Origin of the sequence: Maridesulfovibrio salexigens DSM 2638, from assembly GCF_000023445.1 — a bacterium.
Taxonomy (GTDB): domain Bacteria; phylum Desulfobacterota; class Desulfovibrionia; order Desulfovibrionales; family Desulfovibrionaceae; genus Maridesulfovibrio; species Maridesulfovibrio salexigens.
Genome location: NC_012881.1, coordinates 1,920,260 through 1,942,167, shown reverse-complemented (window position 1 = coordinate 1,942,167; position 21,908 = coordinate 1,920,260). Strand labels below are relative to the sequence as shown.

General features: G+C 47.2%; 16 protein-coding genes. 12 read left to right on the top strand and 4 right to left on the bottom strand.

Features of this window, described 5'->3' with window-relative positions; all coding sequences use genetic code 11:
* Nucleotides 1-24: 24 nt before the first annotated feature.
* The 3 genes from DESAL_RS08870 to DESAL_RS08860 all read left to right on the top strand — a co-directional run bounded on the left by DESAL_RS08870 (nucleotide 25) and on the right by DESAL_RS08860 (nucleotide 4,571).
* Nucleotides 25-1,941: a YgiQ family radical SAM protein gene (locus DESAL_RS08870; protein ID WP_015851651.1), complete on the top strand. Its 1,917-nt coding sequence runs from the start codon at nucleotides 25-27 to the stop codon at nucleotides 1,939-1,941.
* Between the two features lie 69 nt (nucleotides 1,942-2,010).
* Nucleotides 2,011-3,441: a DNA integrity scanning protein DisA nucleotide-binding domain protein gene (locus DESAL_RS08865; protein ID WP_015851650.1), complete on the top strand. Its 1,431-nt coding sequence runs from the start codon at nucleotides 2,011-2,013 to the stop codon at nucleotides 3,439-3,441.
* Between the two features lie 428 nt (nucleotides 3,442-3,869).
* The gene (locus tag DESAL_RS08860; protein WP_157046937.1) at nucleotides 3,870-4,571 is read left to right on the top strand and encodes a hypothetical protein; all 702 of its coding nucleotides are present in this window, start codon (nucleotides 3,870-3,872) and stop codon (nucleotides 4,569-4,571) included.
* 30 nt (nucleotides 4,572-4,601) lie between these two features.
* Here DESAL_RS08860 and ilvN read toward each other — a convergent pair whose 3' ends face one another.
* The 4 genes from ilvN to DESAL_RS08840 form a co-directional block, all read right to left on the bottom strand.
* Nucleotides 4,602-4,874, bottom strand: a complete 273-nt coding sequence (ilvN, locus tag DESAL_RS08855; RefSeq protein ID WP_015851648.1) for an acetolactate synthase small subunit — start codon at nucleotides 4,872-4,874, stop codon at nucleotides 4,602-4,604.
* Nucleotides 4,875-4,876: 2 nt separating this feature from the next.
* The gene (ilvB, locus tag DESAL_RS08850) at nucleotides 4,877-6,541 is read right to left on the bottom strand and encodes a biosynthetic-type acetolactate synthase large subunit (protein WP_015851647.1); all 1,665 of its coding nucleotides are present in this window, start codon (nucleotides 6,539-6,541) and stop codon (nucleotides 4,877-4,879) included.
* Nucleotides 6,542-6,859: 318 nt separating this feature from the next.
* On the bottom strand, nucleotides 6,860-7,573 hold the full coding sequence (locus DESAL_RS08845) for a class I SAM-dependent methyltransferase (protein WP_015851646.1): 714 nt from the start codon (nucleotides 7,571-7,573) through the stop codon (nucleotides 6,860-6,862).
* Nucleotides 7,560-8,729, bottom strand: a complete 1,170-nt coding sequence (locus DESAL_RS08840; RefSeq protein WP_015851645.1) for a hypothetical protein — start codon at nucleotides 8,727-8,729, stop codon at nucleotides 7,560-7,562. Before DESAL_RS08840 ends, DESAL_RS08845 begins: the two co-directional genes overlap by 14 nt.
* A gap of 249 nt (nucleotides 8,730-8,978) precedes the next feature.
* Here DESAL_RS08840 and DESAL_RS08835 point away from each other — a divergent pair, with 249 nt between their 5' ends.
* The 9 genes from DESAL_RS08835 to DESAL_RS08795 all read left to right on the top strand — a co-directional run bounded on the left by DESAL_RS08835 (nucleotide 8,979) and on the right by DESAL_RS08795 (nucleotide 21,901).
* Nucleotides 8,979-10,145 carry a glycosyltransferase family protein gene (locus tag DESAL_RS08835; protein WP_015851644.1) on the top strand — a complete coding sequence of 389 codons (1,167 nt, stop codon included), beginning with the start codon at nucleotides 8,979-8,981 and terminating at the stop codon, nucleotides 10,143-10,145.
* Nucleotides 10,145-11,407 (top strand): glycosyltransferase family 4 protein, encoded by a 1,263-nt coding sequence (locus DESAL_RS08830; protein ID WP_015851643.1) that lies wholly within the window; start codon nucleotides 10,145-10,147, stop codon nucleotides 11,405-11,407. Before DESAL_RS08835 ends, DESAL_RS08830 begins: the two co-directional genes overlap by 1 nt.
* A 228-nt stretch (nucleotides 11,408-11,635) precedes the next feature.
* Nucleotides 11,636-12,754 (top strand): glycosyltransferase family 4 protein, encoded by a 1,119-nt coding sequence (locus tag DESAL_RS08825; RefSeq protein ID WP_015851642.1) that lies wholly within the window; start codon nucleotides 11,636-11,638, stop codon nucleotides 12,752-12,754.
* The gene (locus tag DESAL_RS08820; protein WP_015851641.1) at nucleotides 12,754-13,371 is read left to right on the top strand and encodes a histidine phosphatase family protein; all 618 of its coding nucleotides are present in this window, start codon (nucleotides 12,754-12,756) and stop codon (nucleotides 13,369-13,371) included. Before DESAL_RS08825 ends, DESAL_RS08820 begins: the two co-directional genes overlap by 1 nt.
* On the top strand, nucleotides 13,368-14,525 hold the full coding sequence (locus tag DESAL_RS08815) for a glycosyltransferase family protein (protein ID WP_015851640.1): 1,158 nt from the start codon (nucleotides 13,368-13,370) through the stop codon (nucleotides 14,523-14,525). Before DESAL_RS08820 ends, DESAL_RS08815 begins: the two co-directional genes overlap by 4 nt.
* Entirely contained in the window at nucleotides 14,525-15,310 is a 786-nt protein-coding gene (locus DESAL_RS08810; protein ID WP_015851639.1) for a polysaccharide deacetylase family protein, read from the top strand. Before DESAL_RS08815 ends, DESAL_RS08810 begins: the two co-directional genes overlap by 1 nt.
* Nucleotides 15,311-15,539: 229 nt before the next feature.
* Complete coding sequence (locus tag DESAL_RS08805; protein ID WP_015851638.1) at nucleotides 15,540-16,217, top strand: ABC transporter permease; 678 nt, start codon at nucleotides 15,540-15,542, stop codon at nucleotides 16,215-16,217.
* Nucleotides 16,218-16,278: 61 nt separating this feature from the next.
* The gene (locus DESAL_RS08800) at nucleotides 16,279-17,013 is read left to right on the top strand and encodes an ABC transporter ATP-binding protein (RefSeq protein ID WP_015851637.1); all 735 of its coding nucleotides are present in this window, start codon (nucleotides 16,279-16,281) and stop codon (nucleotides 17,011-17,013) included.
* Between the two features lie 19 nt (nucleotides 17,014-17,032).
* Nucleotides 17,033-21,901 carry an FtsX-like permease family protein gene (locus DESAL_RS08795; protein ID WP_015851636.1) on the top strand — a complete coding sequence of 1,623 codons (4,869 nt, stop codon included), beginning with the start codon at nucleotides 17,033-17,035 and terminating at the stop codon, nucleotides 21,899-21,901.
* Nucleotides 21,902-21,908: the final 7 nt, after the last annotated feature.

Here is a 21,908-nt window from a genome sequence, read left to right as displayed (position 1 = left end):
AGGGTTCGGCTATATGTATGCCCCATGACAAAAAGCATTATCGCAAAAAAGCAGCCCCAGCCTGAATTCCTGCCCATGACCAAAAAGGAAATGGACAAGCTGGGATGGGATAGACCGGACATTATTCTTGTATCCGGTGACAGCTATATCGATCACCCAAGCTTCGGCATCCCGCTGCTGGGAAGAGTTCTTTCCGCACACGGTTTCAAAGTAGCCATAGTCTGCCAACCGGATTGGAACAATCCCAAGGCACTGGAAGAACTGGGACGCCCGCGTCTCTATGCAGGAGTATCTGCCGGTGCACTGGACTCCATGGTCGCCCACTATACTTCTTTCCGCAAAAAAAGAAGCGATGATGCTTACACCCCCGGCGGCAAAGCCGGAGCACGCCCCAACCGTGCATGTATCATATATACAAACCTGATCAAAAAAGCCTTCAAGGGGCTCCCGGTAATCATCGGAGGAATTGAGGCTTCCCTCAGGAGAATTTCTCATTATGATTTCTGGACCGATAAAATCCGCAAACCTGTCCTTATGGATAGCAAAGCTGATCTGCTGGTCTACGGAATGGGTGAACGGGCCATGCTTGATGCAGCTATTCGTCTATCCAAAGCGGAAGAGCCTTCTGCTGCGGACCTGAAAGGCATTGCCGGTACTGCCTTCATGGGCAACCCCGAAGATGTAGACTCCGAAGCAGAATTGATCGAACTTCCCTCGCATCAAGAGATAGTTGAAGAAGCCAATCAGCTGATGACCGCCACCCTCGCCCTTGAAGAGCAGGTGCATTTCGGTGATTCATGGGCTATTCAGCCGGTTGATAAACGCCACGTTGTCCTTACACCGCCTTCACAATATCTTTCCACTGAGGAGCTGGACTGGCTGTATAGCCTGCCTTACGCCCGATTGCCCCACCCTATCTATAAAGATAAAGGCCGAATTCCGGCTGCGGACATGATTGAATTCAGCATAACCTCCCACCGAGGTTGCGGCGGTGGCTGCTCCTTCTGCTCAATCGCCATGCATCAGGGTCGGCATATCCGTTCCCGAAGCAGAAAGTCGATCATGAATGAGCTTAAGCGCATGCAGGAACATCCTGATTTTCGTGGTTCCGTTTCCGATATCGGCGGCCCCAGCGCCAACATGTGGAATGCGAACTGCACACTTGAACGAGGTAAATGCAAACGCAAAAGCTGTCTCGTTCCCAAGGTCTGCCCCAACTTCAAATATGACCAGAAGGCAAACCTGAAACTATTACGTGATGCGCAGAAAATGGACGGCATCAAACATGTGCGTGTTGCCAGCGGTGTACGCTACGACTTGGGTCAAAAGGACAAGACCAGCCTAAAGGATATTTTCAAGGAATTTGTCGGCGGTCAGTTGAAAGTTGCCCCGGAACACATTGCGCCTTCCGTGCTCAAGCATATGCGCAAACCGGACCTGCCCATCTTTGAAAGCTTTCTGGAAATGTTCGCCGTAGAATCAAAAAAAGCTGGCAAAGAACAATACGTAATCCCTTACCTGATGAGCGCCTTTCCCGGCTGTACGGATAATGACATGCGCCATCTGGCTTCATGGCTGGCCGCGCGCGGTTGGAAGCCTCGTCAGGTGCAATGCTTCATCCCGACTCCGGGCACTGTTGCCACCGCCATGTTCTATTGCGAAACCGACCCTGCGGGCAATAAAATTTACGTAGCAAAGACAGATGCACAGCGTCTGAAGCAGCACCGCATCCTCATTCCCGATCCGGGCCGGGACCCGCGCGCAGGTAAGCAGGGTAAAAGAAAACCGTCCTCAGATAGACCGCAGGAGTCCAGCCCCAGACATAAAAAGGGGAAGAAAAATACCAAACGCCATGATGGGCTAAATGCTTCCGGAGAAGGGAAAAAATTTAACCGTAAAGACAACGGCAAAAGGTTCTCCAAGAAGAAAAAAACGAAGTAATTCCTGTTGGAAACGGGAGGCAATTAATATAAGATATGCCTAACCTGAACTTCAACAGCGGATTACTCTATGAGCTCAGAATCATTTGCCAACCTGTGTATCTTTCACATTATGGACGGACTGCGGGACGGACTTTCCCACTTTTCATCCAATAGCCGTACAGCACTTATTTATGCGGTGACACCTGATGATCCTTTGCGTATCTATGATCCGCAGGACCTACTCAGGGAACACCAGCCAAAACTCAAGGAGTATTACCTCGACTCCGAAGACTGGCGCAAAGGCGGCAACCATGATGACAACACAAAACTCATAGAAGTTGTCCGCACCAAAGACCTTGCTCTTGCAGGGTTAATCACATGCAGCGCCCGTTCCAGCAGTATCTTTTACCAATGCTGGTTTACAGAGCAGCATCCGGATATGTGTTCTATCGGCCCCACTGAGAGCTGGATGGAATATGCGGCCCTGCTGCTTTCGCAGGATTTTGCCACCCAAAACATTCTGCGCATAGACAGTTCAGGTCACCTTTTGCGTGAATATTCCACTCATGCTGTGCGCGATTACATTGTAGACCAGCGTAACCGTATTATGGGCTGGGACACACAGCTGCGAGTTTACCCGATTCTGGATTCAGTTCTGGGCATTTCCAAAACCCGCGAGGAAGGTGCATGGGCACGCGGGGAGCTGATCTTCATTGAACCTTCGGAACTTGATTCAATCAAATACATGGCCAAATTCCCGGAAAATGAAAGGCCTTCCCTTAAAAACCATAAGCATGTCCGCAAATTACTACAGTCCGTGGAAAGCTCCAGCCGTAAACTGGTTTCTGACGGAAAATGTATAGTCGGAATTGCAGCAATTCCGCCAACGAACAATTCCATTTCCGTGCAATTCAAGGGCGATTGGGGAATGGTCTATCTAGGAACTGAGACAATATGCAGTTTTGCTGACGCTAAATTTTCTTCCACTAACTATAAGCCTAACCTTGTTCATCTAGAAGAATTCCTTCTGGAGCAGGACCTCAGTGCGGATACGCGTCACAGCCTTTTCCAACTGGTCACCCAGATGATTACCACTGCAAACCATCGCAGCCACGGCTGCACGCTGGTTATCGACTTTAATGATGATCCGGTAACCATCGCCGGACAGACGATAGAAGCCCCACTAAATCTGCGAGAACCTGAAATACGAGGTCTTGCCCGGTCATTGACCAGACTGGATGGAGCGGTTCATATCTGTAAGGACTTAAAGCTGCACGGTTTCGCATGCCTTTTGGACGGTAAAGCCGTATCAGGAGAAAACAGGGCCAGAGGAGCACGTTTTAACTCCGCACTACGATTCACTGCCGAGCACGATAACCTAATCGTTATCGTTGTGTCTTCAGACAAACCTGTTTCGATAATTCAACGCGGAGTTGAGCTGACAGCCGTCTGTGAATGGAAACAACTCTTTGCATGCGTCACAACTCCGCCTACATTTAAGGACTGGAACATGGAATAACTGAAGTCCTTCCAATGCATATTGTATCAAAATCGACATAATAAATATTAACATGTTACACACTGTAATAACAAAACAAAACAATAAAACCCACAAGCCATATACATTTTACACTTGATTATCATCAGACATTAGTGCAAAACCAAAACTAATTAAATTATTCAAACATTAACCAAACAGCACTAACAAAATAAAATGGTTTCAGGCAAATGAGCAGGAATCACGCAACTCTCATATTTAGCACAGCTTTCCTTCTGGCTGTTGTCTACTCTTTCCCTGCATTAGCTAAGGGGAAAATGCTAGTTGCAGTTGCTACAACCAAAAACGCAGTTGAAAAATACGACAACCTTCCCGACTCAGCCAAATCAGTTCCACTTTCAGAAAGACAGCTTCCGCCGGAAATAAAGACCAGATGTATTGCCAGTCTGATGATCTTGAAAAATGCCCTCAAACTAGGTGGCGTTAATGCGCAACTGAATTTTATACAAACGCCCAATGTAAGGCGTGAAGAGGATGAACTCATCAAAGGAAATGCAATTGTCAGCTCACATTTATTCAACCTCAGTTCTATTGAACACCTTAAATATAAAGACAAAATATATGTCAGTGACCCGGTTATCAAAGACGGTGAATTTGAAAAAGGGATATTCTGTCTTCCCGGCAATCACAAAGTCCTGAATGTCCGTACGGTTGAAGACTTAAAAAAGGCAGGAAAACCCTTAATTGGAATTCATTGGTCAAATGAATGTCAGACCTTAAAGGATTTAGGAATAAAAGAAATTGAAAAAGGCCCCACCATGGATTGCCTGTTCAGAATGATCAAGGCTGGACGTGCTGACTGGATTCCTCTGGGATTTCACAACTCAAAAGACCTGAGCGTAACCCGAAACGGGATAACCCTTGTCCCAGTTGAGGGAATTAAATTTTCATTAACTGAAAGCAGGCATTTTATTGTTTCAAAACAGCATCCTGATGGTGAAAAGATATTCGAGGCTCTACAAATGGGCATAAAACAAATGCGCCAAAACGGGTTAATAAAAAAGCTGCTTACCCAAGGCGGGTTCTACTGCAAAGCCACTAAAGATTGGAAAATACTAAACAGCAAAAGTTTTCTTATGACGAATAAATAAGGCCGGATAACCTCCGGCCTTATTTGTTTTTTAAAGCTGACTCAAAACCTCAGTGAGCGGATGCCCCTCAACCTGCTCCACTTTTAGCACATCGTATAATTTTTCAAGTTGCAGCATGATCTGTTCAAGCTTGCTGTCATCGGCAACGGTAAGAATCATCCGGCTCTGTCCGCCATCTCCAACAGGGCCACAGATAATTCCCTCAAGGTTAAAGTTTCTACGGGAAAAAAGACCGGTAATCTGACTCATTACCCCCGCATGGTTGCGTACCAACAGATCAATAACAAAATTATGCTTACACATGACTAGCCTCCTATCATTTCCCTGTTGGCGCACTCAGGCGGAACCATGGGGAGAACCTTGTTTTCAAAATTAATGGGGATATTGATTACGCACGGTCCATCCTGTCCCAGAACCTTACGCAGGAACAATTCCGGATTTTCCTGCTCTCCGAGATCAAATGAAGGAAGCCCGAACCCTCTGGCGATAGATGCAAAATCGGGATTGCTTTCAAAGGTTGAAGCAAAGAAACGCTCTTCAAAAAACAACTCCTGCTGCTGACGAACCAGTCCCAACCGATTGTTGTTCATGATCAGAACCTTAACGTTCAAACGCTGCTCAGCAAGGGTGGCAAGCTCCTGAATGTTCATAAGAAAAGAACCGTCACCACTAACACAGACAACCTTCTTGTCCGGCTTAGCCAAAGCCGCACCAATTGCATTAGGCAAACCGAAGCCCATAGTTCCGAGCCCGCCGGAAGTCAGCAAAGTCCGAGGCTTGCGGAAGGGATACCCCTGCGCAACCCACATCTGGTGCTGGCCTACGTCAGTGGTAATAATAGCATCATCGGGAAGTGTCTCGCCCATTACCCGAATCAAGTTGAGCGGGTGGAAAGTATCCTGCTCATCAGGACGGATATCCGGGTACATCATCCGAATGGACGCAATGCGTGCACTCCATCCGATCCTGATTGAAACTTCAACCTTTTCAACCAGTTCGTGCAGAACATGTCCAACATCACCAACAATGGAAAGGTTGGAAGACTTGATTTTCCCAATTTCAGAGCGGTCGATATCAATATGCAGTATATCGGCATGCTTGCAGAATTCGCAGGCTTTACCAACTGCCCTATCATCAAAACGAACGCCCAGTGCAATAATCAAATCCGCTTCTTCCATAACCATGTTCGTAGAACGGGAACCATGCATTCCGAGCATGCCCAGATAGTTGGAATCTCCGTGAGGAAATGCGCCAAGGCCCATAAGAGTCGTTACAACCGGAATGGAGTTTCTGCGCGCAAACTTAAGCAGATCGGCAGAAGCATCAGCAGCAACAACACCACCCCCGGCATAAATGATAGGCCTGCGGGCATTATTGATCATGCTTACTGCTTTCTCGATCAACTCTGCATCACCTTCAGCTCTCTCCGGCTTCCGAAAAATAGCATTCGGAATTTCGGAAATCTCGATGATTTCTTTTTGAACATCTTTAGGAATATCAACAACAACAGGACCGGGTCTGCCGGACTCAGCAAGCCTGAAAGCTTCGGGAATAATTTCCAGCAGATCGGCTGCGGACTGAACCAGAAAATTATGCTTGGTAATAGGAATGGTCAGGCCGTAAGTATCAACCTCCTGGAAAGCATCCGTCCCAATGAGAGTACTGGTTACCTGACCGGTAATTGCGACCACGGGAATGGAGTCAAGCCTTGCATCGGCAATGGCGGTGAGTAGATTGGTTACGCCGGGACCGGAAGTGCCCATACATACGGCAGCCTTTCCGGTAGTTCGAGCCATACCCTGAGCCATAAACCCAGCCCCCTGCTCATGACGGGCAAGGATATGCTTGATAGAGCTATCCCTTAAGGCATCGTAGATGGGCAGGTTGGAACCACCGGGGATACCGCAAACAATTTCAATCCCCTGTTGTTCCAAGAGTTTAATAACCAATTTAGCACCGCTGATTTCCATTTTCGCACCCTCACAATTTCCTGATGATAATAAAAAACCCCCCACCGGCTGAGCCGGTGGGGGGTTACAACTACACTTTGTGAATGTAAACTGCTGCTTACAACCTTCCCTCCGGCTCACTTAAGCCTCGCACGACCACGACAGAAATCACGACCATCACCACGTTGGTGACGGTTGCGACGACGGCGTTCATATGGTCGAGGGTAGATAGTAGCATTTCAGTTCTTCTCTTAAAAAATCCGTATAAAAATTAAAACGTTCAAAAAGCAATAGTCCAACTATAAATCATACGCAAGCACTTTTTTCAATAAATGCAACTCAGGTACGCATCTTATATAGTCCAACCCATCCACTTTTAAATCCCAGCAAGGAAAAACTTACTTTAAATAATGCTGCACCAACCACATTTAACAGCAACATCGGCAGATCGTTCTTCTTTAATAGTAGGCTACGGTCATTCTTTACCCGAAACGGACTTTTCCTGAAGCGGATATCTTTAAGCTTAAGGCAATACTTTGAAGTAAACCCTACCTGCTCATTCGCACCACTGTAAAAATTCTTTATACCTTGCGGATAATAAGGTTTCTGATGATCCAGATCCAACCAAAAATGAGGATGAAGCATAGGAGTGGCAATCAATAACAAACCGTCCGGTTTAAGATGAGCCAGATAACCATCAATAAATTCAACAAGCCTTGCGAAATCAAAATGCTCGATAATGTGAGAAAGAACTATAAAATCGAATTTATCCGAGCTGTGTTGCTCTGCGAATTCATCAAGGGTAACAACGTTCAAACCACGCTTACAGCATTCACGGACCTGAAATTCATTTTTCTCAACTCCGAGAATATTGCTGAACCCCTGCGCCCGCAAGAAATCGGTCTTTCCGCCCCGTCCGCAACCGACCTCAAGGATACGCATATTACGATCAAGCGGCTCTAGGATTTTCTTCCACTGTTTCATTTCATGGCGGGATAATTCCTTAGTCAACCCGCGCAATTTCTTCCTCAATTCGGGACTAGCGGTCAGCACTACACCCTCCTGCAAGCTCCGCCAGATAACGGGCCGCATTTTCAGCTCCATCTAAATTTATTAAAGACTCATCCACATCCGCATTCAAACATTTAAGCAGTGATTCGCGCAGCTCCTCAACAGTTACTGTCTGATCGGAAAACACATTCTGGATTGCAGATGACCTTCCGGCCAGCACTGCTGCGTGATCTTCCTGCTCGCCATCCTTCATCCCACGCAATAAAACAAGCGAAGGAACATTACAAACCATCACATCAGTCAGACTGTTGTAGCCGCCATAGATAACCGCGCTGCGAGAATTGCGTAAATCGCTGAGAAATTGCGGCCCAACCTGCTCAAACCTGACATGCTCAAGCCCATTGAAACTATCGACCGCCGCCATAGCTTCGCGCTCACGCATATTCATATAAATTTTCCAATCACCATGGGACACATCGACATTACCGAGAGCCTGCGCCAATTTATCCAAAAGCACAGAAGAACCTTCACCGGACCAAGGCACAGAAATAACTCCGGCAAGTCTGCTGCTGTCATCATTGCCGTTATTCAAAAACCGCAACTCGGATAAACGGGACACATAACCGACCTCATGCGGCTTAACACCATAGTGTTCATTCAAACGTTCAAGTTCTCCTGCCCCGGCTACGGATGAATCTCCATACCAAAAAATGTTTGAATAGGTAGCGGCAAAAACATCGGCAGAGAAATCAGACCAGACCTTGCCTACTTCCCCGACAACAGCACGGATTCCTAAAACACGTACAGTTTCCGGCGAAACATCATGTGACGGCAGCAATTCTTTGTGTTTACCCTGAGGCGTGTGGTCTGCAAGAAAAACCTTAGGCTTGTATGCCTCTATAATATCTCGGATGTTTTGTGCTCTAAGTTCCCCAAGCAGCTTATCGTCAATGTTGGAGTCGCCTTTTACTCCGGAAGATTTCCCGGCAGTGACGTTGGTTTTATAAGATGGCAATTTAATCCAATCTAAAGACCCGTCGCCAATCAACTCAGCAGTGGTAGAACACCCTGTAATTAAAAGCACTGAAAGTTCAGGATATAATCGGCGCAATGCAAGACCGATCCCTACACTGCGGCTAACATGTCCCAGCCCCCGTCCATCATGGGCATAAATCAAAACATCCAAATTCGAATCCATCAGACAACCTTATAAAAATTAATCACAATTATTTCAGTAAAATGAAAAACATTTAGCATATCAACAAAAATACAGAAAAGGGATTGATTCTGATTAAAAAAAATAATAGAAATTAGCACGCATGCAATCGTCGCTTTTAAGGATTTACATATATTATCCTTTCCGCTAGATATGCCAACGACTAAAACGATGCAATATAATTTCCGCCTTTTGCGGAAACGATTTAACCCCTGAGAATCGGTACGATAAATGGACAAGACTTACAACATCTTAATGTACTCCCACGACACCTACGGTCTTGGGCATATCCGTCGTACGATGGCAATCGCGTCACAGCTGAAATGCAAAGGGGTAAACATACTCATCCTTACCGGCTCCCCGATTGTGGGACGCTTTGAATTTCCCGAACAGATAGATTTTGTCCGTGTACCCGGAATGATCAAAAAATCCAACGATCTTTATGTTCCGCATTCCATCAAAATCGAACCTGTTCATGCCATGTCCATCAGACAGTCTATCATTGATGCCACAGCCAAAAGTTTCCGCCCGGACCTTTTCATTGTAGACAAGGCGCCTAAAGGAATGAAGCATGAGATAATGCCCACTCTTGAATGGATGAAACAAATCGGCCAGACCAGAACCATCCTCGGCCTGCGTGATATAATGGATGACGCAGAAAGCACTATCAAGGATTGGACTGACAAAGGCATTTATGATGTTCTGGATAATCTGTATTCAGAAATCTGGGTCTACGGACATCAAGAGTATTACGATCCCATCAAGGAATACGCTATCCCTGAATCCATCAGCAAAAAGATGGTTTTCACCGGATACATACCCCGTAAAGTCCACAACCGCTCCTGCCCGGATAAAAGGAAGAACGGCAAAAAGCTGGTAGTAATTACTGCCGGTGGCGGTGGTGACGGCTATCCCATGATGGATGCCTATCTGAAAGCCCTTGAAAAATATAATCCGCAGGACTTCAGGACTGTAATGGTCACCGGACCTTTCATGTCCAAAGAACAGCGTCTTGATCTTTCCAAAAGGGCTAAGAACCTTTCCGTAACCTTCTACCATTTCTACAGAAGAATGGAGAAGCTTTTCAGCAATGCCGACCTCGTAGTCAGCATGGGCGGTTACAACACTATCTGCGAAATTCTTTCGCACAAGCAGGTCAGCCTTATCGTACCCCGCGAGACTCCGCGCCTGGAGCAGACTATTCGCGCCAATGTACTGAAAGAGCAAAACCTTGCCGACTTTCTGCCCTGGCACCAGCTCGGACCTGACGCAATTATGGAAAAGGTCAACCATCTGCTGAACAATTCCAATTCCATCCGGGAAGCCATTAATAACTTCAACTTCACAGGCCTTGAGGTCATGCATGACCGTGTGGGCTACTTTAAAGACAACTGCTAATGACACATTCCAAAAAGCCCGTCCTTGCGATGATTCTCAAGGGATACCCGCGTATCTCTGAGACTTTTATTTCTAATGAAATCAGACTTCTCGAACAGAGAGGAGTAAAGATTCATATCATTTCCATGCGTAAACCGCGTGAAAACTTTACCCACAAGTCCATCTCTGAAATCAAGGCTGAAGTTTCATACCTGCCTTCCACTCTTGAAGGTTGCCTTGAAGAACTTTTCGGTTCCGAGGACATGGATGCGGGCCTCAAAGATCCCCGCTACGGCAAAGACGATGAATTTACAGCACGCGTTGACGAAATATGGAACGTATATCGCGAAACAGGAAGCGAAGCATCATTCAAACACATGCTGCAAGGCCAGTATATCGTTGAAAAAATTCTGCCCGGATCAGATATTTTTCATTTCCATGCCCATTTCGCGCATTCACCCTGCTCTGTAGCCAGAAACGCAAGCCGTCTTTCCGGCCTGCCTTTCAGTTTTACTGCGCATGCCAAGGATATTTACACTCAAAAGCCGGAAAAAATCACCGCCAAGATTTCTGAAGCCAAATTCGCGGTAACCTGCACCGGATACAATTGCGATTACCTGCAATCCATCGCACCGGAAGGCAAGCCGATTCACAAGGTTTACCACGGCATTGACCTGAATCTGTTCAGTTCCGATAAGGAACTCACTTGTTCCGGACCTTATGAAATTTTCACCGTAGCCCGCTTCACCACTAAAAAAGGTCTCCCTACAGTTTTCAAGGCCCTCAAAAAGCTTGAAGAAAAAGGAGTCGACTTCAACTATAATATAGTCGGAGACGGAGACGAGCGCGAAGAGACCCTTAAACTGTTGGATGAGCTTGAGCTGAACGGCAGATGCAACTGGCTGGGTACCAAACCTCACGAGGAAGTACTTGAACATTATCGCACGGCAGACCTCTTCGCCCTTGGTTGTGAAATTGCCCCCAACGGCGACCGTGACGGTATTCCTAACGTACTGGCCGAAAGTATGGCAATGTCCGTACCCGTTGTTGCCACCACAGTTTCCGGTATTCCCGAACTGATCGAGAATGGCAAAACAGGTCTGCTGGTTGAGCCGGGAGACTCTGACTCCATGGCTGATGCAATGGAACGCATGCTCACCGATCAGGAACTGCGCAAGAGCCTGATCCCTGCAGCCAAAGAAAGGGTTCACGAAATTTTCGACAACCGCTACTGGATCAACAAGCTGGCGGATGTATACGAACAGTACGGTATTAAAGCATAAGAATGCCTCCGGCGGCCCTTCGGGGACCAAATAACCCTTTTGAAAATGGGTTCTCTGGACTCTCCTAAAACTTTTATCAGGGCTTCGCCGCTTCGCATCAAAATTTTATTGAACAAAAATTAACTAATAGGGATTCCAAAGGGAATTATTCCCTTTGGCCGCCGGGGGCGAATTCAAATCGCCTCAAAGCGCGCAGCGCATCATAATAATTGAACGGGAGCCATGCAGATGAAAGTTGCTTTTTTTGCTCCTCATAAACCCATTGATCATCCGCTTCCTTCCGGGGATTTGATCATCGGGAAGACTCTGCATGATTTCCTGCGTTCCCAAGGCCATGAACTGCTCATCGCCAGCCGCTTCAGGCTTCGCCATATCACTCGGAAGCCTTTAAAATGGCCTGCTCTCTACCTTGAATTTAAACGCACCTTAAAACGGATTGAAGAATTTAAACCAGATCTCTGGCTGACCTACCACAGCTATTACAAATCACCGGACCTGCTGGGCCCTTATATTTCCGAAAGAACAGGCATTCCCTACGCGATCTATCAGGGAGTGTTTGCCACAAAATACCGCCGCAATTACAAAACATGGGCCGGTTATATGGCGAACAAACATGCCCTGCTTCATGCTGACCATGTCTTTGCCAACAAGGATATAGACTTCCAAAATCTTTCTCGGATCATTCTTCCGGAAAAACTTTCACGCACATACCCCGGTATTGAGCCGGATAAATTCAGCTATTGCTCACAGGGCGCTGAAGAGATACGCAATAAATACAAGCTGAACGGAAAAAAAATAATTCTCAGTGCAGCCATGCTCCGTGAAGATGTAAAAGCAGAAAGCATCACTGATCTGATTAATGCTTTTGCTCCTGTGAGCAGAAAAGTACCTGATTCTGTGTTGCTCATTGCCGGAAACGGAGAAGCCCGTCTGCGCCTTGAAAAGCTGGCAGCACAAGAAGCCGCAGACCGAATAATATTCCTCGGTCAGGTAAACCGCGATCAACTTTACAAATACTATAGTGCAGCGGATATTTTCGCCTACCCGGGGATCAATGAGGCGCTGGGCATGGTTTACCTTGAAGCCCAATGTGCCAGACTTCCGGTGGTGGCCTACTCGACACGAGGACCTAAAGAGGCGGTTGTCCACGGAGAAACAGGTTTGTTATCCCCGGAAAAGGATATTGCGGCCATGTCTGCCAATCTAGACAGACTTCTCACAGACAACGGCTTGCGAAAACAATTGGCAAAAGCAGCTCCGGAACACGTAAGAAATAATTTCGACCTGAACAGAAACCTTCATGAAGTTGAAAAGAAACTAATCACCATCAGCTACGGGAGAGATTAATGAAAACAGTAAAAATCGCATTTATCCGCCACTCGGTTACTGAATGGAATGAAGAAGGACGTATTCAAGGCCATTTTAATTCACCGCTTACTGAACATGGTCGGGAACTGGCTGCAGGCTGGAGAGAGACCCTTGAACCGCACACCTTTGATGCGGTGCTGACAAGCGATCTGGGAAGGACAATCGAGACCGCTAATATTATCACTGAAGGCTTGGAGCTTCCCACTATTCAACTTCCCGGCCTGCGCGAACAGGATTGGGGAGAATGGTCCGGGTTAACCATGGACGAGCTGCATGCTAAATTTCCCGGTAAACTGGATGAAGAAGTAGCCAAAGGCTGGCATTTTACGCCTAACAACGGCGAGAACCGTACTGAATGTGCCGAGCGCGGCCTTAAAGCCCTCGAAGAAGGGATAACCGAAGTTCTCAAGACCATAGACAAAGACGAAATAAAAATTCTGACAGTTGCGCACGAAGGTGTCATAAAATCCGTAATCTATAAATTGCTGGACCACGACTTCATGCCCGAAGAAAGAAAACTGCTAAAAAGACGCAGACTGCATTGGTTGAACTGGAATGGCAAACTTTCCATTGCAAGGTTGAATGACGAGTTATGAAAATAATTCATTACTGCCAGCACGTGCTGGGTATGAGCCATTTTTTCCGCAGCCTTGAAATAGCCAAGGCTTTAGACAAGGAAGAAGTCCTTTTTGTAGCCGGAGGAGAACGCCCGAACCAACCTCTGCCGCCCAATGTGGAATACCGGCAGTTACCCGGACTATGCATGAATGAGAATTTCGGAGGACTGATGCCCACCGAAGAAGGTCGTGAGCTTGAAGAGGTCAAAACAGAGCGCAGCGCTACCCTTTTTAAAATATTCGAAGAGGAAAAACCGGATGTATTCCTCATTGAACTTTTTCCCTTTGGACGCAAAGCCTTCCGTTTTGAACTGCTGCCTGTCCTTGATGCTGTCAAAGAAGGTAGATTCGGGGATGTAAAGGTAGTCTGCTCCCTGCGGGACATCCTTGTTGAACGCAACGATGGAGGCAAACACGAAGCCCGCGTTGTAAAATACCTGAATAAATATTTCGATCTACTGCTTATCCACGCCGACCCGAAGATTGCCGCACTGGATGAAACATTTCAGGCTTTCAAACAAATTGAAATTCCATGTGAATACACTGGTTTTGCAGCCCGAAAACCGGCAGAAAATAAGCGTGATAAAATCCGTGCAGATTTGGAAGTAAGCGCAGACGAAAAATTACTAATCGCCAGTGCCGGTGGAGGCAAAGTCGGCGGACCGCTGATGCAGGCAACACTGGAATCTTTCATTCGACTTAACTCAGAGAAATGCAGACTTTTAATGCTAAGCGGTCCATTTTTGGATGACGATAAATACGCTGCTCTCTGTGCCACTGCAAAACCATACAAGAATATAACCATTCAACGCTTTGCCAGCGACTTCACCGATCTGTTAACCGCCGGGGATGCTATGATCTCCATGGCCGGATATAATACTTGTATGGACATCCTTACCTCATGTATTCCCTCTGCAGTGTTTCCATTTGCCCAGAATCATGAACAACGTATGCGCGCGGAAAGACTTGCTAAGTATATACCGCTGAAAATTCTTGATTCAACTGACATGCTGATAATGACAACAGCCATAAGTGACCTGCTAGGCCAAAACCGCAACAGATCAGATCACGGCATCAATCTGAAAGGCGCGAATAAATCGGCAGATTTAATCAGAAATCTAAGGAAAATTTAATGTCCTGCAGACCCGTTTCAGCAATCTGGAAAAACAATCTTTCCACCCTCACAGAATCCTTTGATCTCTGGTGGGATGATTTCATCGCAAATATTCCGCACAATGGTTGTGATGTATTCTTCAGGGCTGACGACATCGGCTATCCGGGCAAACAATTTTCCGCCATGATAAACATATTTAAGGAGCACAAGACCCCGCTGGCCTTGGCTGTTGCTCCCTCATGGCTGAACGAACAGCGCCGGGACATACTTCTTGAAGAATTAGGTCCCGATTTGAACCTGTGGGCTCTGCATCAACACGGCTACCGGCACATGAATCACGAACAGACCGGCAAAAAATTTGAATTCGGGCCATCTCGTGATAAAAAAGTAATCACCGGAGAACTGGGCAGAGGCAAAGCCAAGTTAAGCAAAATGCTGGGTGACAACTTCAGTCCCATATTCACCCCGCCGTGGAATCGCTGCTCAGCTGATACAATGGAAAGCCTTGTTGAACTCGGCTTTAGTGCTATTTCCCGAAGCACCAATGTTTACCCTAATCCGCCGCAGAAACTACCGGACATTCCGGTTAATGTTGACCTGCACACAATAAAAGAATCTTCCCCGGAACAAGGAATTAAGACTCTGCAATCCCTGATGGAAGAAGCTGTCAAATCCGGCTGTGCGGGATTTATGCTCCACCATCAGCGTATGAATAAAACCTCCCAACTTTTCCTACATTACCTGCTCGGTAAAATAAACATCACTCCCGGATTGCGCGTAAAAGACATACGTGAGCTTCTTTAATTACATTGCCGTAATCAATTTTGCAGCATTGTAATACTCAAAAAGCATAATTCACTGCATCCTCGTTATAATTAAAACTTATAACAACGAAGCAATGCTGAACTTTGCATTTTCCCTTTGCATTTCAGCCCGTTTCAGTTATTTATAAATAGCTGACAGCTAAACATTCACTCATGATTCACGGGGACGAATTATGAGATCAGATACATTCATATCTACCGAGCAAGACATGTCGAAAAATAAAATTCCATTCCAAGATCAGAACGATCAGCCGGATATTGCGGCTCAAGTCGTTCTGCCATTTAAAAAATCCTTTGAGATCAGTCTAAAAAGCCTGAAGTCACGTTTCTTACGAAACATGGTCACCGTAACCAGCCTGATACTGGCAGTCTCTTTTCTGGCTTATGTTCTGGTAGGTGCGGATATATCCAATGGCCTCTATAATTCAGGCGACCCCGGACTGATCAAAGTACTGGAAAAATCAGGCTATGAACCGGGTGGAAGCGCCAAAGAACGCTGGATTGTCATCCTTTCACTGCTGGTTTGCACCGTTGGAATCATCAACGCCCAGCTTATGGCTGTTACTGAACGCTTCCGTGAAATCGGGACGATGAAATGCCTAGGAGCACTGGACAGCTTTGTTCTGCGCCTATTCCTGCTCGAAGCTTCAATGCAGGGAACTACCGGAGCTCTGCTGGGTTCTTTATTCGGAGCAATTATCGCTATCCTCGTAGGCATGCTTCGCTTTGGATTTAATGCCTTGACCATGCTTCCTGTTGATGAAGTCAGTATGTCACTCCTTTATTCCATTGGCGTAGGCTTCGGGCTAAGCCTGCTTGGTGTAATGTATCCGGCTTTCATTGCCGCACGTATGCGCCCCATTGAAGCCATGCGGGTAGAAGAATAGATTCCAGCTAGATCAATAAATTTCGAACAGAACTACAACTTTAATATAAAAGGCGAGAAAAATGGCCGACCAGCACACCATCGTCCGGGTGACCGGAGTTAAACGAAATTTCAAACTCGGCAGCACTGACGTTCAAGCTCTTAAAGGAGTGGACCTTGAAATCTTTGCCGGGGAATACCTTTCCATCATGGGTCCATCCGGTTCCGGTAAGTCCACCCTCTTCAATATGATCGGCGGGCTGGATAAGCCATCAGAAGGTAAAGTTTATATCGATGAAGTGGATATTGCCCAGTTGGACGCCTTTGAGCTGGCATGGCTGCGTAACAGAAAAATCGGCTATATATTTCAGACCTTCAACCTGATTCAGGTTATGACAGCGCTGGAAAACATAACCCTGCCCATGATCTTCGCCGGAGTGCATAACGATGCAGCAGTAGCCAAGGGAATTGAACTCCTTGACCTTGTCGGACTCCACAAGCGCTACAATCATAAACCGCAGGAACTTTCCGGCGGTCAGCAGCAGCGCGTCGCCATTGCAAGGGCTCTGGCCAATGACCCGGCGATCATCCTCGCGGACGAGCCCACCGGAAACCTCGACCTTTCCACCGGGGAAGAGATCATCAAACTGATGAACGATCTGAGTAAAGAACGTGGTGTGACTATCATCACTGCAACTCACGATTACAAAATGCTCAACGCCTCGGACCGGGTAGTCTGGATCGAAGACGGATTGATCAAGAAAATTGAACACCGCGACCAGCTCAACATCGACGTGGGCTGTATCCGCATGGCCTGATCACCGGAGGCACCCGTTAATGTCCATACTGTCATCTGAAAATATACTTCCGCACCAGCGCAGCAGAATTGTAATACTTATGCTGTCTGCTCTACTTATGCTTTGTGCGGGATCACCCGGAAAAGCATATAGTTCCGCAGAATCCATCCAGCAGACCATCACAGATCTTGCGTCTTTCGGTGACCGCTCTTTCGGCTCTCTAGGCGCTAGAAGAGCTGCCGATTATATTGAAATGAAATTTGAAGAGCTTGGTGATTTCAAAACCGGAAAACACCTTTTCCTCGCTCCGACAATGACTTCCGAAGATACTGTTTTCAGTATCGACAATGGAAAGCAGATCAATATCAAGCCTGCAAAATTCAATGCCATTTCTCCGCCCGCAACTCCTGTTGAGGGTCTCAGCGGACCGGTCATCTACGTAGGCAAAGGCAGGCTCAATGACTTCAACGGACTTCCGGTCAAAGATGCCATTGTGCTTATGGACATGGATTCCGGCAAAAACTGGCTCAATGCGGCCAGTCTCGGAGCATCAGCACTTATCTACGTTGATAACGGTCCGACCTTAAAAGGATTTTTTGAAGAAAAGCTGGAACTTTCGCCTCTGGATTTCCCCCGTTACTACATGAGTGCTGAAGACGCACACAACGAACTGGGCTTTGATGCAGGGGTCGGAAATAAACTTATTGCCGAGTCCGGAAAACTCAAATCGCACAGCAAATGGAAACGGATTGAAGCGGAAAACGTATACTGCATGATTCAAGGCAGTGATCCCGAAATGAATGAAGAGCTCATCGTAATCGAAGCTTTTTTCGATAGCTCCTCATATGTCATGGGTGATTCACCGGGTGCGGACGAAGCTCTTTCCATTGCCTCACTTCTTGAAATCGGCAAAAAAATGGCCGCCAATCCACCGAAACGCTCGGTGCTGCTTTTGGCAACGACAGGTCATGGGCAATCCCTGCGCGGTATAAGGGAATATGCTTCCGCTGTTTCCGGTAAGAGCAAGACACTCAAAAAGATTAAGGTGGAACTGCGCAACAAAAAAAATGATACGTCTAAAATCCTTGATGGCCTTGAGCTTGATAATCCGCTGGCGACTGAGCTTGCAGTTGAGAATCCTAAGCTTTTTTCTTTGCTCTATGAAACCCTGAAGAACCAGATTAAAGATGAAGTGGATATTGTCAGCAAAAAACTCATGCAACTCAGGCTGCAGGAAAATGCTGATCAAGCCGCAATCGACAAACTGGATGAAAAGCGCAAACTTCTGCGCCGTATCTCATGGAAAACAGATTACTCCACCCTGCCGTCTGAAGAAATGGCAGCAGTAAAAGACCTTTTTCCTCAAGTAAGGGAAAAGATCCGCAAAACCAAACAGGATATCAAGCAACAACTCAGTGCAATTAAAAGCGCCCGTGAACTCCGCAAGATCGTACGCTCAAAAGAAATGGTCTGCGCTATATCACTCCACCTTTCCAGTCATGGTGAGGGAGTAGGAGCTTTCAGCGAAGGATGGTTCTATGAGCTTCGCCCGAGCATCAATCTTTCACGTACATTTTCACGCATAAATGACATCCTTGAAGACGCTGTACCGGAAGTGGAAAAACTTACCGGGACAGACGGGATGTACAAGGACACCCTGCGACCGGACCGGACCCGCCCATGGCAGACATGGTTACTTGATCAGCCTCAGTTCAGCAGTGAAGTAGCCACTATGTCCGGCAAGCTCGGATTCACATTTGCCACTGTAAACGACGGACGCGAATACTGGGGAACCCCATTTGATACCGTTGAAAATGTAAATTGGGATAATATCGAAAAACAGGCTGAATTCACAGAAGGCCTGATCCGCAAGATTTCAAACAGCGAAGGCCCTTTAACCACAAAAATGCCGAGGAAAGGCTACGCCATGGTCAACGGCAAAGCCCGCTTCATCCGTCAGGGTGAACTTTTTGCGGACCAGCCTGCTCCCGGAGCCGTCTTTATGGCTTTTCAGGGCAAGACCAGATTCTATGCCCTGTCCGATTCCGAAGGCGATTTCAAGTACAAAGGTGTTGCCTCCAAAAAGCTGGTTCAGTCCAAACTTATCATCGAAGGCTATAAATACAATGATGACGGCAGGATTGTCTGGGCCATTGATAAGGAACAGACAGGTAAAAATGCCTACAGGCTGAAAATGCGCAGATTGGACATGGAGACCAAGCTGGTTATGTTCGGCTGCCGTCAGACAACCCTGTTTGACCTGCTGACCCCGCGCACTTTCCGCTACATGACCAAGGTGGAAGTGCTGGACGGAACCCGCGATGCAGCGCCCATGCATTACTGGTACAGCCGTATTGATACCCGCTCATCAACCATTGCCAGTGTCTTTCTTGAGCCGGATGTCCCACTGAAAATGACTCTTTCCGATACGGTTCTGAACCGTAAAATGATCCTTATTCAATCCAAACCGACTGATCCCGCAGGTAAAGGATACAACCTTAAGGAATGGCCCATCATTCCGGCTACCGACTACCGCGCTGCAAAGGATATGTGGACCCTGCTTGATCCGCGCATAAAGAACCTTGAATCGCACGGCATTGTAAACCAGCAGATCAGGACTCTGGAACAAAAAGGGACCAAAGCACTTGCCGAGGCGGAAACTGCGTGGAAAGAGCAGCGCTATGATGACTTCATGACCAATGCCCGCAGTGCCTGGGCACTGGCCTCCAAAGTATATCTTGATGTAGACCAGACCCAGAAAGATGTTTTGGTAGGGGTTCTCTTTTACATCGCCCTGTTCATTCCTTTCGCATACTGCATGGAAAGGTTGATCTTTTCATTCGCCGATATCCACAAACGGATTGTAGGTTTTCTGGCAATTCTTTTGGCAGTTATTGCCGTTATCTACTCAGTGCATCCAGCATTTCAGCTGACCTACAGCCCCATGGTTGTAATTCTTGCTTTTTTTATTCTCGGCCTCTCAGTCATGGTTTCACTGATCATTTTCTTCCGCTTTGAAAAGGAAATGATCCTTCTCCAACAGCGTGCCCACAGAACCCAGACCTCAGAAATCAGCAAATGGAAGGCTTTTACCTCCGCATTTGTGATCGGGGTCAGCAACCTGCGCCGCAGAAAACTCAGGACATTTCTGACCTGCCTGACCCTTACTATCCTGACCTTCACCATCATGAGCTTTACTGCGGTAAAGTCATTGCGTCAGCACACTTACGTGAAATTCAGCGAGAACATGCCCTACCACGGCCTGTTCTTGAAAAACCTCGGCTGGCATGACCTGCCCCGAGAAACACTCGGTATTGTCAGTAACGACTTTGACGAAAACGGCATCGTTGTTCCGCGCGGCTGGATGGAACTGAAAGACAAAACAACATCGGCTATCACTCCTGTTAGTTTCGAAGGCAAGCAGGAAGAAGTAAAAGGCCTTGTCGGTCTCGGCCCTAAAGAGCCACTCGTAAGTGGAATCGACAAGATTCTTGTGGAAGGCAGTTGGCTTGCCCCTAACAAAACAAACCAAATTCTGCTTTCTCAAAAGATTGCCTCCCGTCTCGGCGCATCAGCCGGAGACATCGTGGATGTATGGGGAAGCAAGTTCAAATTAACAGGTATCTTTGACGGCAAGAAATTCAGCGAACACACCGACCTTGACGGGGAACCCATGACGCCGGTCATATTCCCGTCCGCCGCAGCGCAGGAGCTTAGTGAAGTAGAAGCTGAAGCCATTGAGTCCGGTGAAGATATCGATACATTTCAGGGCCGCTATACCCACATTCCCGGTGAGGTTACCGCCATTATCCCTTATGAGACCCTCATGGCAATGGGCGGAACTCTCAAGGCAGTGGCAATCGCACCTGTATCAGGGAAATTCTCAACGGAAACCGTGGATAATATGACTGACCGCTACGGTCTGCCGATATTCTCTTGCAGCAAAAGCGGTACTTACATTTGTCAGGCCTCTGACACCATGAACTATTCAGGCATGGGCAACATAATGATCCCGTTGATCATTTCCGCCTTGATCGTTCTTAACACGATGATAACCAGTGTCTATGAGCGCAAGAAGGAAATCGCGGTCTATACTTCCATCGGAATGGCCCCGACTCATGTTTCCTTCCTGTTTATCGCCGAGGCCATAGCCTTCGCAGTAATCAGTGTTGTAGTCGGTTACCTGATAGCTCAGACGGCTTCTGGGCTGCTGGCCGGGACACCTCTCTGGGCAGGCATGACCGCCAACTATTCTTCCATGGCAGGAGTAGCCGCAATGCTGCTGGTTATTGCCGTAACCCTTATCTCGGTCATCTACCCCTCGAAAGTAGCGGCAAACATTGCTATTCCGGACGTCAACCGCTCATGGAAGATGCCGGACACCGATACCAACACCATCGAAGCACCGCTGCCATTCCTGCTCAAACATGCTGAACAGCAGGATGCAGGCGGATTCCTGCTTGAATACCTTGAATCACACACTGAAGTTTCTCACGGCTTGTTCTCCACTTCAGAAATCGAAGTAAACTTCAGTCAGGAGCATTTGCCGGAATCAGTCTGTGACTTGCTGGAAGGCTGCCCGGACCACATAACATGTTTCCGTTTCAATGTGCGGGTCTGGCTTGCTCCGTTTGATTTCGGTGTAAAGCAAATGGTCGAACTGCGCTTCAGACCGGCAACAGCTCATCCGCAATTCCTTGAAGCTGTTCTGTTTATCACCCGTGAATCTGGCGAAATCGGAGCATGGAAGCGGTTGAATAAAGACTTCATCAACGCCATTAGAAAGCAATTCCTGGTCTGGCGTTCACTCGACCCGGAAAAACAGAAGAGCTTCCGTGAAAAGGTACCGGAAATGATGGCCTTCGGTTTTACCGGGCTGAATACTAGTAAAAAGCTTGCAGACCTCTAAATATAAG

Bases quoted from the DNA above. Each gene is read 5' to 3' on its own strand.
- DESAL_RS08815 (WP_015851640.1), top strand. From the start codon at position 13,368: ATGAAAATAATTCATTACTGCCAGCACGTGCTGGGTATGAGCCATTTT.
- DESAL_RS08805 (WP_015851638.1), top strand. From the start codon at position 15,540: ATGTCGAAAAATAAAATTCCATTCCAAGATCAGAACGATCAGCCGGAT.
- ilvB (WP_015851647.1), bottom strand. From the start codon at position 6,541: ATGGAAATCAGCGGTGCTAAATTGGTTATTAAACTCTTGGAACAACAG.
- DESAL_RS08820 (WP_015851641.1), top strand. From the start codon at position 12,754: ATGAAAACAGTAAAAATCGCATTTATCCGCCACTCGGTTACTGAATGG.
- DESAL_RS08825 (WP_015851642.1), top strand. From the start codon at position 11,636: ATGAAAGTTGCTTTTTTTGCTCCTCATAAACCCATTGATCATCCGCTT.
- DESAL_RS08840 (WP_015851645.1), bottom strand. From the start codon at position 8,729: ATGGATTCGAATTTGGATGTTTTGATTTATGCCCATGATGGACGGGGG.
- ilvN (WP_015851648.1), bottom strand. From the start codon at position 4,874: ATGTGTAAGCATAATTTTGTTATTGATCTGTTGGTACGCAACCATGCG.
- DESAL_RS08810 (WP_015851639.1), top strand. From the start codon at position 14,525: ATGTCCTGCAGACCCGTTTCAGCAATCTGGAAAAACAATCTTTCCACC.
- DESAL_RS08870 (WP_015851651.1), top strand. From the start codon at position 25: ATGACAAAAAGCATTATCGCAAAAAAGCAGCCCCAGCCTGAATTCCTG.
- DESAL_RS08830 (WP_015851643.1), top strand. From the start codon at position 10,145: ATGACACATTCCAAAAAGCCCGTCCTTGCGATGATTCTCAAGGGATAC.
- DESAL_RS08795 (WP_015851636.1), top strand. From the start codon at position 17,033: ATGTCCATACTGTCATCTGAAAATATACTTCCGCACCAGCGCAGCAGA.
- DESAL_RS08835 (WP_015851644.1), top strand. From the start codon at position 8,979: ATGGACAAGACTTACAACATCTTAATGTACTCCCACGACACCTACGGT.
- DESAL_RS08800 (WP_015851637.1), top strand. From the start codon at position 16,279: ATGGCCGACCAGCACACCATCGTCCGGGTGACCGGAGTTAAACGAAAT.
- DESAL_RS08865 (WP_015851650.1), top strand. From the start codon at position 2,011: ATGAGCTCAGAATCATTTGCCAACCTGTGTATCTTTCACATTATGGAC.
- DESAL_RS08860 (WP_157046937.1), top strand. From the start codon at position 3,870: ATGATCTTGAAAAATGCCCTCAAACTAGGTGGCGTTAATGCGCAACTG.